Here is a 13,345-nt window from a genome sequence, read left to right as displayed (position 1 = left end):
TTCATTGCGTTCGCGGCGTCAGCACTCGACGTTCCACGGGTCGGTGCGCAGCGAAGACACCCGCACCTCCAGGGCGTCGCCGAACTGCCCGCGCAGGATCTCGGCGGCCTGGGCACACCAGGGGTACTCGGTGGCCCAGTGCGCCACGTCGATGAGCGCGACCGAAGAAGCCCGCCGGTGCTCGTCGGCCGGGTGATGCCGCAAATCCGATGTGACATATGCCTGTACGTCGGCGCGAGCCACCGCGCCCAGCAGTGAATCACCCGCTCCCCCACACACCGCGACCCGCGACACCAAGGCGTCGGGGTCGCCCGAGGTCCGCACTCCCCACGAGGTGGCCGGCAGGGCGGCCCGGACCTGGGATGCGAAGGCCGACAACGGGACCGGTCGGTCGAGCTCGCCGATCCGGCCGATGCCCACGTCACCGGGAATGGGCGCCAGGGCGAAGATGTCGAAGGCGGGTTCCTCATAGGGATGTGCGGCGCGCAGGGCAGACAGGACGGCCGCACGCAGCCGCGAGGGCGCGATCACTTCCACCCGGTCCTCCGCCACCTGCTCGACCGTGCCCACCTCGCCGATGGCCGGGGCGGCCCCGTCGTGCGGCAGGAACTGCCCGGTTCCGCCCACACTCCAACTGCAGTGCGAGTAGTCGCCGATGCGCCCGGCGCCGGCGCCGAACAACGCCTCACGCACCGTCGCAGTGTCCGAGGCCGGCACGAACACAACCCATTTGTCCAGTTCGGGACCGGTCGCCGCAGGCGACAGCACCGCGTCGACGTTCAGACCCAATGCTTCGGCCAGCGCATCGGATACACCGGGCGAGGCCGCGTCGGCGTTGGTGTGCGCGGTGAACAAGGCCCGGCCGGTGCGGATCAGCCGGTGGATCAGGGCACCCTTGGCGGTGTCGGCCGCCACCGTGTCCACGCCGCGCAGCAGCAGCGGGTGGTGGGCCAGCAGCAGGCCGCGCTCGGGCACCTCGTCGACCACGGCTTCAGTCGCGTCGACGGCGATCGTCACCGATTCGACCGGTTCACCGGGATCGCCACACACCAGCCCCACCGAGTCCCAGTCGTGGGCCAGATGCGGCGGGTATGCCGCGTCCAGGGTGGCGATCACGTCCGCCAACGGCACGCCGGCTCGCGCGCTCATTGCAGTACCTCCGTCATGGCGTCGATGAGTGCGGGCCATTCCGGCCGCACCGCGGCACGCAGGTAATTTTCCGGCAGGCCCACGAAAGTGTCGCAACGGCGTACCGCAATACCCTTGCTTTCCAGATGTTTTCGCATCAACTCCGCGTCCGGCACGGTGAACAGGACAAATGGCGCATCGCCGGCCACCACGCTCAGACCGAGCCCCGCCAACCCGGCGGTCATCGCGGACCGGAGTCGGGCGAGGCTCTGGGCCCGGGTGCCGGCCTCGACGACGGCCTCAGGACTGCCTGCCGCGGCGATGGCTTCCAATTGCAACGTGCCCAGTGGCCAGTGCGGGCGCGGGGCGGTGAGCCGGGCCAACACCTCGGGCGCGCCGAGGGCGTATCCGACCCGCAGCCCGGCCAGCGCCCAGGTCTTGGTCAGGCTGCGCAGCACCACCACGTCGGGCAGCGGATCGGAGGCCAGCGATTCGGCTTCACCGGGGATGCCGTCGGCGAACGCCTCGTCCACGACGAGCAGTCGGCCCGGCCTGCGCAACGCCAGAATGTCCGTGCGGCGGTGCAGCACGCCGGTCGGGTTGGTCGGGTTGCCGATCACCACCAGGTCCGCATCGTCGGGCACGTCCGCCCCGGCCAGGGTGAACGGCGACGGCAACACCACGTGCTGGATCGGCACCCCGGCCGCGGCCAACACCGCTTCCGGTTCCGTGAAGGACGGGGCGATCAGGGCGGCCAGCCGCGGTCGCAATCCGGGCAGCAACGCGAAGCCTTCGGCCCCGCCTGCCAGCAGCGCCACCTCCTCGGCACTACGGCCATGGCGCGCGGCGACCGCGCCGGTTGCCCGGCGCTCATCGGCCTGGCTCGGGTAGCTGCCCAGGTCTGGCAGCCGGGCGGCCAGCCGGTCGGTCAGCCAGGCAGGCGGACCGCCCGGGCGCACGTTGACCGCGAAGTCCAGCATGCCCGCCAAAGCGGCCTGGTCGCCGTGGTAGCGGGCGCCGGAACGGGTCCGGCCGTGGGGTGGGCACAGCACAGCACGACCCTAGTGGTCGAACCACTCAGCTGGGCGTCCGGAGGACTGCCCGCGGCATACGGGAGAATGGGCACGTGACTGACACGCTAGAACTCACCCGACCGCAGCTGGTGCTGTTCGACCTCGACGGCACGCTGACCGATTCGGCGGCCGGGATCGTGTCGAGCTTCCGCCACGCGCTGACCCACGTGGGTGCCGGCGTCCCCGACGGTGACCTGGCCGGACGCATCGTCGGTCCGCCGATGCACGAAACGCTGCAGTCCTTGAGCCTGGGTGCGACGAGCTTCGACGCCGATGCCGCGATCGCGGCCTACCGCGCCGACTACACGAGCCGCGGATGGGCGATGAACAGCCTTTTCGATGGTGTCGAGGGGGTGCTGGCCGATCTGCAGGCCGCCGGGGTGCGGTTGGCTGTGGCGACCTCGAAGGCCGAGCCCACCGCGCGTCGCATCCTTGAGCATTTCGGCCTGGACGGCTACTTCGAGGTGATCGCCGGAGCCAGTCCGGACGGCGTCCGTGCGGCCAAGGCCGACGTGGTCGCCTATGCGCTGGCCCAACTGCAGCCTCTTCCGGAACGCGTCCTGATGGTCGGTGACCGGATGCACGACGTCGAGGGGGCCGCCCGACACGGCATCGACACCGTCGTCGTGGGCTGGGGCTACGGCGCCAGCGATTTCACCGGGCCCACGGCCATCGCCGCGCATGCCCACGTCGACACCGTTGCGGCACTTCGGGAGGTGCTGGGTGTCTGAGGTGCCCACCGAGCCCGTTCTGCACATCACGTTCGTGTGCTCGGGCAACATCTGCCGGTCCCCGATGGCCGAGAAGATGTTCGCCCATCAGATCAGCGAGCGCGGCCTGGCCGGCGTCGTGCGGGTGAGCAGCGCCGGCACCGGCGGCTGGCATGCCGGAGACGGCGCCGACAAGCGGGCCTGCCTGGTGTTGCGCGAGCGCGGCTATCCCAGCGAGCACGTCGCGGCCCAGGTCTGCGAAGACCATCTCGGCGCCGACCTGGTCGTCGCGCTCGGCCGCAACCACATGCGCATGCTGACCGATCTGGGTGTGACGGGCGACCGGCTGCGGATGCTGCGGTCGTTCGACCCGCGCTCGGGCGCGCACGCCCTCGACGTCGAGGATCCGTACTACGGCGACAGGGCCGATTTCGAGGACGTGTTCACCGTGATCGAGGCGTCCCTGCCCGGGCTGCACGCCTGGGTCGACGAGGCGTTGACGCGCCGCGGAGTTCTCGAGGAATCGTAGTCTGATGCACCGATTGACGTTCCTGCTGCGGCCTCAGTGGGTGGCCCTGTTCATCGTGGTGGCCGCTTTCGCCTACCTCTGTTTCACCGTGCTGGCGCCGTGGCAGTTGGGCAAGAACACCAAGACCTCGCGGGAGAACAGCCAGATCAGCCATTCGCTGCAGGCCGAGCCGGTTCCGGTCACCACACTTCTGCCGCAGCAGGATTCAGCCGCCCCCGACTCCCAATGGCAACGCGTCACCGCCACCGGTCATTACCTGCCCGAGGCGGAGGTGCTGGTTCGCCTGCGGGTGGTCGACGGTGAACCCGCCTTCGAAGTGCTCACTCCGTTCGCCGTCGACGGCGGGCCGACGGTACTGGTCAATCGCGGCTTCATCACGCCGGTCGACGGGAACAAGGTGCCGCAGTACGCGGCCGCCCCGACCGGCCAGGTGACGATCACCGCACGGTTGCGTGATCCGGAAGCCCGCCTGCCGGGCAAGGAGCCGTTTCGGGGCGACGACGGCGCGCAGCAGGTGTATTCGATCAACCCCGAGCAGATCGCCTCGCTCACCGGCGTCGACCTGACCGGGTCGTATCTGCAGCTGGTGGCCGATCAACCCGGCGGGCTCGGAGAGATCTCCCTTCCGCACCTCGACGCCGGGCCGTTCCTGTCCTACGGCATCCAGTGGATCGCTTTCGGGATCGTGGCCCCGCTGGGGCTGGGCTACTTCGTCTACGCCGAGCTACAGCAGCGGCGGCGCGAACGCGCGGCCGCGCAGGCTTCGTCGGAAGAACCGGCCCGGGAACTCACCACCGAAGAGAAGATCGCCGACCGCTACGGAAAGCGCCGCTGACCGCCAGCAACACCGCCACCGCCGCCGACGCGGCCTGCACCGCGCGCGACAGTCGCACCGCCCTGGCCACATCGGCCACCTCTGGGATGCGCCCGTCGCCCAGGGTCGGCCGGATCTCCAGCTGATGCGCGTACTGCGTCGGTCCGCCGAGCCGTACCCCCAGCGCCCCGGCGAACGACGCCTCGGCCACCCCGGCATTCGGACTGGGATGGCGGGACGCATCGCGTCGCCAGGCGCGCAGCGCCGCGGCCGGTGACCCGCCCACCACCGGTGCGCACAGCACCGTGAGCACCCCGGTCAGCCGGGCCGGCAGGTAATTCAGCACATCGTCGAATCTGGCTGCAGCCCAGCCGAAGTAGCGATACCGCGGCGAGCGATGCCCGATCATCGCATCCAATGTGTTGGCACCCCGGTACACCAGTACGCCGGGAACCCCGGCTACCGCCGCCCAGAACAGCGGCGCCACCTGAGCGTCCGAAGTGTTCTCGGCCAGCGATTCCACCGTGGCCCGGGTCAGACCCGAGACGTCCAGCGCGGCGGGATCCCGCCCGCACAGGGAGGGCAACAGGGCACGTGCTCCGGCCACATCGTCGGCGGCGAGCAGTGCCGCCATCCGATTTCCGACCCGGTTCAGTGAGGTGCCGCCGAGCGCGACATAGGTGGCCGCCGCCGTCCCCCAGACCCGGTCACCGCGGCCCACGGCCCAACCGAGTCCGGCGAGTCCGCCGAGCAGCACCCCGGTGTGCAGGGCGCCCGACCCACGGTTGTCGGCGTAGGTGAGCTTCTCCAACCGTGCTGCGCCGGCGCCGAATCCGGCCACCGGATGCCCGCGCCGCGGATCACCGAGCAGCAGGTCGGCCAGGAATCCGACGGCAATACCGGCGGCCCCGGCACGACTTCTCGGCGCAAACACCCCGGCAGCGTCTCACAAGGTGGTCTACTCGAATTCATGAGGCTGGGTCCGCCACGACGCCCGCGCCGGGTCACCGATCTGCTGAACCCGGCGGCGGCCCTGCTGCCGGCGGCCAACGTGATCATGCAGTTGTCCGCCCCTGGCGTCGGTTACGGCGTCCTGGAGAGCCCGGTGGACAGCGGCAACGTCTACAAGCATCCGTTCAAACGGGCCCGAACCACCGGCACGTACCTGGCCGCGGCCACCACGGGCACCGACGAGGACCGGGCGATGCTGCGCACCCAGATCGACAAGGTGCATGCGCTGGTCCGTTCGCGAGAGTCAAGCCCGGTGTCCTACAACGCTTTCGACCCCAAGCTGCAGCTGTGGGTGGCCGCCTGCCTGTACCGCTACTACGTCGACATGCACGAGTTCCTCTACGGCCCGCTCGACGAGGAATCCGCCGATGCGGTCTACGACGATGCCCGCACGCTGGGCACCACCTTGCAGGTGCGCGACGAGATGTGGCCGCAGGACCGCAACGCCTTCGACGCGTATTGGAAGCAGTCGCTGCAGGATCTGCGAATCGACCCACCGGTGCGTGAGCACCTGCACGGCGTAGCCGCGATGGCGTTCCTGCCCGCACCGATCCGCCTGCTTGCCGGACGCTTCAACCTGTTTGCCACCACCGGCTTCCTGCCCGCCGAGTTCCGCAGCCATATGCGAATTACCTGGACAGCCGATCAGCAGCGGCGTTTCGAGTGGCTGTTGAGGGGCTTGCGGGCCGCGGATCGGGTGATCCCACACGAGCTGTGGTTGTTCGGCTATCAGCTCTACTTGTGGGACATGCGGATCCGGGACCGCTTGGGCAAACGAGTGATCTGACCGGGGACAGCGGCCTCGGAGCCTGAAATCAGGTGTACTGCCGAGTATCGGCGACTCCGTGGATATGATCCGACGCGGAGGTCCCGTTGAAAGACGCCATTGTCCTGGTTGCCGTTTCGCTGGCAATCGGATTTGCGCTCGGCGGCCTCAGGTCATCCGCCCCGCCGGCAGCGTCTCCTGAGCTTCCGGCTCCGCCGCTGCCCCGCCCGGGCGTCTACACCGTCACCGAAACCTCGGGCGACGCCGCACCCGAGCCCTACGATTGGACACTGTCGAGCTGCGGGCCACGATGCCTGCGCGTGCAGTCGCCTGCACGCGAGGGCGAATGGCAGCTCGATCTGGCGTGGGATTCCGCCGCTGATCGGCACCAGGGCGCGTGGGTCGGTGAGCGCGTCAACCCCGGCATGCAGTGCGGACCCGGCGGCCTCGCGCCGAAAACCGCCCCGGTTCCGTTCAAGTACGTCATCAGGCGGGATCTCACGGGTTTCGTCAACATGAAGTTTTCCGAGGACAGCCCGTCGTGCTGGGGCGATACCGCCATGCGCGGCCAGCAACTCGCGCTGAAACGCGCGAAGCCGGTGTGGTCTTAGGATTCGAACGAAAAGCCGCTTGAGCGGTGCACAGAGAATATGAATCGAGCCCCTCTTCCCTATCGCCGACAATGCGCCTGGCAGCCAATAGCGGCAATCCGCTTGCATTGTGAACTATTTCGCGCGCGGACGAACATCGGCGGCATCAGCCAGGCGCCACTACCGTCCGCACGCCACCGAAGGTGTCTAGTTTCGTTGCACTCCAACATCTTTGGCCCAAAAAACGCAGAGTTCGACTATGACAACCCTTTCGGGGCGCAAACATTTCAACATTGAAATATCGACATGAGTTTGGGGCGGAAGGAGCCGCCACACCGTTCCGGCCCAATATGAATATGGTATGAACCATGTGACACCAAACTATGTATTTGGACAATGGGAATTATGGCGGCGATGTCGGTGTCCCCTCGTGAACAAGCACCCCGGCAAGCGATGCTCGGTCAGCTACCCCGAATGCATCGTGCTGACGGTTCACCGATCCGGGTGTTGGTGGTCGACGACGAACCGGCGCTGACGAACCTGGTCAAGATGGCCCTGTGTTACGAAGGCTGGACCGTCGACGTCGCACACAACGGCGGCGATGCGGTGGCCATGTTCAACGACAGCAAGCCCGATGCCATCGTGCTGGACATCATGCTGCCTGACATCGACGGAATGCAGATCCTGCAACAGGTACGGGCGGCCGAGCCATATACCCCGACGTTGTTCCTCACTGCGCGTGATTCGGTGGTGGACCGGGTAACCGGCTTGACCGCCGGCGCGGACGATTACATGACCAAACCCTTCAGCCTGGAGGAGCTCATCGCCCGGCTGCGGAGTTTGCTGCGCCGGTCCAGCCATACCGAACCGCCCGTCGACGAGGTGCTGCGGGTCGGCGACATCGTGCTCGACGGAGCCACCCACGAGGTGACGCGCGCCGGTGTGAAACTGACGCTGACCGTCACCGAGTTCGAACTGCTGCGGTACCTGATGCGCAATCCGCGGCGGGCCCTGCCGCGCGCCGAGATACTCGAGCGGGTTTGGAACTACGGTTTCGGCGGCAAGACGAGCATCGTCGACCTCTACATCTCATACCTGCGCAAGAAGGTCGATGAGGGCCACGAGCCGATGATTCACACCGTGCGTGGCATCGGATACATGCTGCGGCCGAAGGAGTGACGAAGCGCGACAAGACGATCCGAGCGCACCGCTACGACTGTGCGTGGCCGAGCTCGAAGGTGCACACCTCGGTCGGCGTCACCCGGAGCACCCCCGCGCTCGGGATGTCGTAGAAAAGCCCGATGATGTCGAGCCGACCCTGCTGGTAGCGCTCGCGCAACAGCGGATGTTCGGCCAGCGTCTGCACTTGCAGCGCCACGTTCACCATGCTCAGCTGATCGACGGTGTCGAATCCCTCGGCGGCTGCCGATTTCGCGATCGGATGACGGCCGCCGCCGAAGGCGGCCAGCGCCGGCCGGGCATACTCCAGCCAGGCGTCAAGCGCTTCATCGCCGGTGGATTGGCCTGGGCCATCGCGCAATACCGCGTTCATGGCACCACAACTGGAGTGTCCGCACACCACGATCGACGACACGTCGAGGACCTTCACCGCGAATGCGATCGCCGCGTCTACCGACACGTCCTGGCGCCCGGCCGGGATGAAGTTGCCGACGTTGCGGACCGTGAAGAGGTCGCCGGGGCCGCTGCTGGTGATGACGTTGGGCACGATCCGCGAGTCGGCACAGGTGATGAACAACGTCTCGGGACGCTGTTCGTGCTCGAGCTCTTTCATGTGCGGCCGGATGAAGGGCGCCGTGCGGCGGTGGTAGACCGCCAGCCCGTGCAGCACCGACGGCCGCAGCTGCGGCTGCCAGGAACTCCAGGGCACCACACCGGTGCGTTTGTCGATGGGGGTGAAACCGCGCATCGGCGGCCCGGCGACCGCGCTGTCCATCTCGACCGCGCCGACGTCGTGGATGTCGACGCTGCCGCCGGACGCGACCTGTTGGCGTTGCCAAGCGTCGATGGTCTCGTAACCGGCATGGTCGATGAAGTCGACCGCCAACTCGACGGTGACATGCGCCCCGTCCGGCACAGACGCCAGCACGCTGTTGAGTCTCGGGAGCGACAGAAAAGTCACCGAACCGTCGATGACTACGCGCCACTGATCTTCCCCGGTCCGATCGGCAGCGATCTTGACCCGCACCACCCGCCAGACGGTCAGAGAAACGGCAAGCGCCAGCCCGATCAGCACACCCTCAAGCAGGTTGAGGAACACCACACCCACGATCGTGACGAGGTAGACCGCGAGATCGCCGGTGCGCCACGCCGTCTTGATGTGAGCCCATTTCACCAGTTGCACGCCGATCACGATGAGCAGCCCGGCCAGCGCCGCCGTGGGTATCAGCTTGGCCAGACCCGCGAACGGCACCGCGAACGCCAGCACCCAGACGCCGTGCAGGATCGACGAGGCGCGGGTTTGGGCACCGGCGGCAACGTTGGTGGAGCTACGCACGATCACCCCGGTCACCGGCAGACCGCCGATGGAGCCAGACGCGATGTTGGCCACGCCCTGACCCATCAGTTCACGGTCGAAATTGGTGCGCGGCGCACGACTTTGCATGCGGTCTACCGACACAGCGGACAACAGACTTTCGACGCTGGCGATCAGCGCCACCGTCAGCACGCCGGTGACGAACGCACCCCAATTCCCGTCGGGCAGGTTCGGCAGCTGCAGGGCATCTACCAGCGAGCCGTCGATCACGATCCGAGATACGTCGAACGGTGCCACGAGCGAGAGCACTGTCACACCGAGAATCGCCACCAGCGGGCCGGGTATCACCTTCACCCGCTCCGGCACCCAGCGCCATGCTACGAGGATGCCGATGACCAGCAGGCCGAGGAACGTACCGGGCCCGTGCGCATGGAGCACCTGCCCGGGTAGCCCAGTCACGTTGCGCCAGGCCGAACTTGCGGAGTCACCGCCGAGCAGCACGTGAGTCTGCTGCAAGGCGATCGTGACGCCGATGCCGGCAAGCATCGCGTGCACCACGACCGGCGATATCGCCAGTGCCGCGCGGGCAATCCGGCTGAGCCCGAGCAGAACCTGAAGCACACCTGCGCAGATGGTGATCGCGCAGGTAACAGCCCAACCGAACTGGCCGACGAGGCCTGCGACGATGACCGTCAGCCCGGCCGCGGGTCCACTCACCTGCAGAGGTGACCCGCCGAGAAAGCCCACCACGATGCCACCCACGATCGCGGCGATGATGCCGGCGAGCACCGGCGCATCGGAGGCAACTGCGATGCCCAGGGACAAGGGCAGGGCGACAAGGAAGACAACCAGTGACGCCGGCAGGTCATAGCGCAACAGCGAGTGCAGCCGGGACTGCCCCGACGGGCCATCGGACTCGTCGGCAGGTAACGAAGCGGCCGGTGTCAGACGCTGGTGAATGGCAGGCTCCTTCTGTCGGTGGCCGGCCCTCGGCACCAAAAGAAAGCTATGCATTATTGACAAACAAATACATTTACCAGGCTATTGATCGCCAGAAAGTGGCGTCAAGCAAAGCAGACGGACGCATAGGGAACCCAAAGATTTGCGCTCCGAATGCCCCGCGTGCCCCATTTCGACGTGTTGCGACCTGCGCAGATTAGGAATTGATATGACCTCGGTGACAGCGATAGCTGTTGCCGCGAAAATGAAATCATGACGTCGGTGTCTGCCAAAGGCCTACAGCGACCCCACGGTGCCGTTGTCGGTCAGCCGCGCCTCAACCGTGCCGACGGTTCACCCATTCGAGTACTGCTGGTGGACGACGAGCCGGCGCTGGCCAACCTGGTGAAGATGGCCCTGCACTATGAGGGCTGGGTGATGGAGGTCGCCCACACCGGCCGCGAGGCAGTCACGAGTTTCGACGAGACGGACCCCGACGTCGTGGTCCTCGACAACATGCTGCCCGATGTCGACGGCCTGGAGATTCTGCGTCGTGTCCGCGAGTCCGAGAGCTATACGCCGACCCTGCTCCTGACGGCGCGCGATTCGGTGATGGACCGCACCTCGGGGCTCGCCGCAGGAGCCGACGACTACATGGCCAAGCCGTTCAGCCTCGAAGAATTGCTGGCACGCTTGCGCAGCCTGCTGGGAAGATCCGGTCACGGGGCATCGCCGGATGTCGAGACGCTACAGGTGGGCGACCTCAGGCTCGATGACGCCAGCCGTGAGGTGTCTCGCGACGGGGCGCCCGTGTCGCTGAGCGTCACCGAATTCGAGCTCTTGCGCTATCTGATGCGCAATCCGCGCCGGGTGCTCAGCCGCGCCGAGATCCTCGACCGCGTGTGGCCCTATGGATACGGCGGCCGTTCCAGCATCGTCGACCTCTACATCTCGTATCTGCGCAAGAAGATCGACACCGACCGCACGCCGATGATCCATACCGTCCGCGGAGTCGGCTACATCCTGCGGCCAGGGGAATGACGCCGCGCTTTCCACCGGCGCACCCACCTCATGAATGGCGTCAATTTCTTGCCTGCATTTTCTATGAATTCGACAGTGAATTCCTATGAATTGCATATGCCGTCGTTCGGCGAAATCGTATGTTTTCGATATGAGGTGGTCGGTTTCGCGTCCATTCGAGCCTAGACTGAAGGAAATTCACCTACTGGAAAGGTGGTGTTTCCAATGATGAAAGCGCCACGATACATCCGAATGAAGAGCGCGGTGGCGGTCATCGGAGGGGCAGCGGCTTTGGGCCTGATGGCGGCCGTTCCCGCGGTTGCCGCACCTTCGGCGCCTTCCGCGCAGGAGACCATCGACAAGTTGCAGGCCGACGGCTACAACGTCATCGTCGCCAAGGTAGGCAACAGGTCGATGGATCAATGCACCGTCAGTGCGGTGCGCGACGGCCACGACGTCAAGAACAACTGGATCATCCGGGGACCGGCCGGCCAGGTGGGCACCCAAACGCGCTACACCACGGTCTACGTCGACCTGCACTGCAAGGGGTGACACCCGGCGGGTCGATGCTGAAGATGGTGGGCGCGGACGGTATCGAACCGCCGACCGCTGGTGTGTAAAACCAGAGCTCTACCACTGAGCTACGCGCCCCGTCGCAGGCACGGTACACGCCGCAGGGGCGTGACCGGAAATCCCGCGGGAGTTTCGTCAGATCCGTAACGCCGCCAGTGCCTCCCGCCAGACCGCCTGATCGCGTGGCTGCCCCGGGTCCATCATCTCGGCAAAGCGGATCGTGCCGGCCCGGTCGACGACGAACGTGCCGCGGTTGGGGTATCCAGCATCGGAATTGAACACGCCGTAGGCCTGGGTGACCGCGCCGTGCGGCCAGAAGTCCGAGAGCACCGGGAACGTGAATCCGCTTTCGACGGACCAGATCTTGTGCGTCGGTGGCGGGCCGACCGAGATGGCCAGGGTTGCGGTGTCGTCGTTCTCGTACAGCGGCAGCTTGTCGCGGATCTCTCCGAGTTCGCCCTCACACACCCCGGTGAACGCCAACGGAAAGAACACCAGCAGCACGTCTTTGGCACCGCGGTACCCGCTGAGGGTGATCGGCCTGCCGTTCTGGTCCCGAAGCGTGAAATCGGGCGCCGGGGCCCCTACGGCCAACATCAGGTGCGCTTGCCCGCAGCCTTCGATTTCGGTTGCACCAACCGGCTCGCCGTCCAGTCCCCCAACTTGGCCGACGAGGTCTGCATCAGACCGGCCGTCGGCGCCGATTCGGCGATCTCTGCGGGCAGCACGTGCCCGGGCTTACCGGTCTTGGGGGTCACCACCCAGATCACGCCGTCCTCGGCGAGTGGGGTGATGGCGTCCATGAGCCGGTCGACGAGATCCCCGTCGTCGTCCCTCCACCAAAGCAATACGACGTCGACAACTTCGTCCGAATCCTCATCGAGCAGCTCTGAGCCGCACGCTTCCTCGATGTCGGCCCGGATGTCGTCGTCGCTATCCTCGTCCCAACCCAGTTCCTGGACTATCTGATCCTTGTGGATCCCCAGGATGTGGGCGTAGTTCGGGCCTGAGTCCGTCCCCGCCGCGACCACCGTCGGTCCTCCTAACCATTTTCGAGCCTGTCTCAAGACTGCGTATTTCCCTATCGTCGCACGACAGTGCATCCGTGCGGGTGCCCGGCGGGCCACTTTGTCCGTCGGCAGGTCAGTAAGCCTTGTCGCACCGGTTCAGCGCTTCCTCTCTGGCCGTGTTCGATCGGGTCGACGCCGCGTTGAACTGATCGGGGCCGACCTGGCCGGATATGGCGGCCACGAGGGCTCTGGCCGAGTCGATCCACTCGGTCAACGCGGCGCGCAGGTCCGGTGACAGCGCATCGGACAGACCCGAACTGACCAGATCGGCGCTGCGGTTCAGTCCGTCGATGGCGGGGCCGGCCTTGGCCGCGGTGTCCCCACCGTTGTTGACGGCTTCGACGTACCCGTTGACCGCGTTGACCGCGTCGACGGCCGAGGTACTGAGGTCTTCGCAGACGGTGTGCACGGCACGGGTGGTCAACGAGGCCTGTCGTTCGGATTCGCGGGTCACCGAGCTGGCCGAGGACTCCTCGATCGAGGCCTTCACCGACGCCCGGTACTCGGGCGCCGCCGTCGAATCAACCTGTGCGGTACCGCCGGTAACAGCCGAACAACCCACCACGACCATCGCTATCACCGCAGCGCCACCGAGTGCGCACGCGACGATCCGCCCCTTTGCCTCAAA

General features: G+C 66.7%; 15 protein-coding genes and 1 tRNA gene. 8 read left to right on the top strand and 8 right to left on the bottom strand.

Annotated elements, in window-relative coordinates:
- Positions 1–18 precede the first annotated feature (18 nt).
- On the bottom strand, positions 19–1,149 hold the full coding sequence (locus tag BKG60_RS09055) for a Nif3-like dinuclear metal center hexameric protein (RefSeq protein ID WP_070943358.1): 1,131 nt from the start codon (positions 1,147–1,149) through the stop codon (positions 19–21).
- Entirely contained in the window at positions 1,146–2,108 is a 963-nt protein-coding gene (gene cobC, locus BKG60_RS09050) for an Rv2231c family histidinol phosphate aminotransferase CobC (protein WP_070943552.1), read from the bottom strand. The genes BKG60_RS09055 and cobC overlap by 4 nt, the downstream gene beginning before the upstream one ends.
- A 146-nt stretch (positions 2,109–2,254) precedes the next feature.
- On the opposite strand from cobC, the gene BKG60_RS09045 reads away from it, so the two are divergent.
- The 3 genes from BKG60_RS09045 to BKG60_RS09035 are packed head-to-tail and all read left to right on the top strand — an operon-like array spanning position 2,255 to position 4,275.
- On the top strand, positions 2,255–2,932 hold the full coding sequence (locus tag BKG60_RS09045; RefSeq protein WP_070943359.1) for an HAD-IA family hydrolase: 678 nt from the start codon (positions 2,255–2,257) through the stop codon (positions 2,930–2,932).
- Positions 2,883–3,440, top strand: a complete 558-nt coding sequence (locus tag BKG60_RS09040) for a low molecular weight protein-tyrosine-phosphatase (protein ID WP_120764858.1) — start codon at positions 2,883–2,885, stop codon at positions 3,438–3,440. The genes BKG60_RS09045 and BKG60_RS09040 overlap by 50 nt, the downstream gene beginning before the upstream one ends.
- 4 nt (positions 3,441–3,444) lie before the next feature.
- A complete protein-coding gene (locus BKG60_RS09035; protein ID WP_070943361.1) occupies positions 3,445–4,275 on the top strand; it encodes an SURF1 family cytochrome oxidase biogenesis protein in 831 nt (276 codons plus the stop codon).
- Here the strand turns inward: BKG60_RS09035 and BKG60_RS09030 are convergent.
- Positions 4,229–5,188: a cobalamin biosynthesis protein gene (locus BKG60_RS09030; RefSeq protein ID WP_070943362.1), complete on the bottom strand. Its 960-nt coding sequence runs from the start codon at positions 5,186–5,188 to the stop codon at positions 4,229–4,231. The genes BKG60_RS09035 and BKG60_RS09030 overlap by 47 nt on opposite strands.
- Before the next feature lie 36 nt (positions 5,189–5,224).
- Here BKG60_RS09030 and BKG60_RS09025 point away from each other — a divergent pair, with 36 nt between their 5' ends.
- The 3 genes from BKG60_RS09025 to BKG60_RS09015 all read left to right on the top strand — a co-directional run bounded on the left by BKG60_RS09025 (position 5,225) and on the right by BKG60_RS09015 (position 7,800).
- Positions 5,225–6,052, top strand: a complete 828-nt coding sequence (locus BKG60_RS09025) for an oxygenase MpaB family protein (RefSeq protein ID WP_070943363.1) — start codon at positions 5,225–5,227, stop codon at positions 6,050–6,052.
- 86 nt (positions 6,053–6,138) lie between these two features.
- A complete protein-coding gene (locus BKG60_RS09020) occupies positions 6,139–6,642 on the top strand; it encodes a hypothetical protein (protein WP_070943364.1) in 504 nt (167 codons plus the stop codon).
- A 384-nt stretch (positions 6,643–7,026) separates the two neighbouring features.
- Positions 7,027–7,800: a response regulator transcription factor gene (locus tag BKG60_RS09015; RefSeq protein ID WP_075909576.1), complete on the top strand. Its 774-nt coding sequence runs from the start codon at positions 7,027–7,029 to the stop codon at positions 7,798–7,800.
- 31 nt (positions 7,801–7,831) lie between these two features.
- On the opposite strand, the gene BKG60_RS09010 is transcribed toward BKG60_RS09015, so the two are convergent.
- Positions 7,832–10,063, bottom strand: a complete 2,232-nt coding sequence (locus tag BKG60_RS09010) for a SulP family inorganic anion transporter (protein ID WP_374242925.1) — start codon at positions 10,061–10,063, stop codon at positions 7,832–7,834.
- 264 nt (positions 10,064–10,327) lie between these two features.
- On the opposite strand from BKG60_RS09010, the gene BKG60_RS09005 reads away from it, so the two are divergent.
- Both BKG60_RS09005 and BKG60_RS09000 read left to right on the top strand, forming a co-directional pair.
- Positions 10,328–11,095: a response regulator transcription factor gene (locus BKG60_RS09005; protein ID WP_070943365.1), complete on the top strand. Its 768-nt coding sequence runs from the start codon at positions 10,328–10,330 to the stop codon at positions 11,093–11,095.
- Positions 11,096–11,326: 231 nt separating this feature from the next.
- The gene (locus BKG60_RS09000; protein ID WP_120764857.1) at positions 11,327–11,626 is read left to right on the top strand and encodes a hypothetical protein; all 300 of its coding nucleotides are present in this window, start codon (positions 11,327–11,329) and stop codon (positions 11,624–11,626) included.
- Positions 11,627–11,650: 24 nt separating this feature from the next.
- Here BKG60_RS09000 and BKG60_RS08995 read toward each other — a convergent pair.
- The 4 genes from BKG60_RS08995 to BKG60_RS08980 all read right to left on the bottom strand — a co-directional run bounded on the left by BKG60_RS08995 (position 11,651) and on the right by BKG60_RS08980 (position 13,288).
- Positions 11,651–11,725 (bottom strand) — tRNA-Val (locus tag BKG60_RS08995).
- A 57-nt stretch (positions 11,726–11,782) separates the two neighbouring features.
- Positions 11,783–12,244 (bottom strand): peroxiredoxin, encoded by a 462-nt coding sequence (locus BKG60_RS08990; protein WP_070943366.1) that lies wholly within the window; start codon positions 12,242–12,244, stop codon positions 11,783–11,785.
- Positions 12,244–12,678 carry a DUF3052 domain-containing protein gene (locus tag BKG60_RS08985; RefSeq protein ID WP_070188113.1) on the bottom strand — a complete coding sequence of 145 codons (435 nt, stop codon included), beginning with the start codon at positions 12,676–12,678 and terminating at the stop codon, positions 12,244–12,246. The genes BKG60_RS08990 and BKG60_RS08985 overlap by 1 nt, the downstream gene beginning before the upstream one ends.
- A gap of 112 nt (positions 12,679–12,790) precedes the next feature.
- Entirely contained in the window at positions 12,791–13,288 is a 498-nt protein-coding gene (locus BKG60_RS08980; RefSeq protein ID WP_070188112.1) for a hypothetical protein, read from the bottom strand.
- Positions 13,289–13,345: the final 57 nt, after the last annotated feature.

Origin of the sequence: Mycobacterium syngnathidarum, from assembly GCF_001942625.1 — a bacterium.
Classification (GTDB): domain Bacteria; phylum Actinomycetota; class Actinomycetes; order Mycobacteriales; family Mycobacteriaceae; genus Mycobacterium; species Mycobacterium syngnathidarum.
Note: the sequence above shows the minus strand (reverse complement) of the source record. Positions and strands in the feature narration are given on the sequence as shown.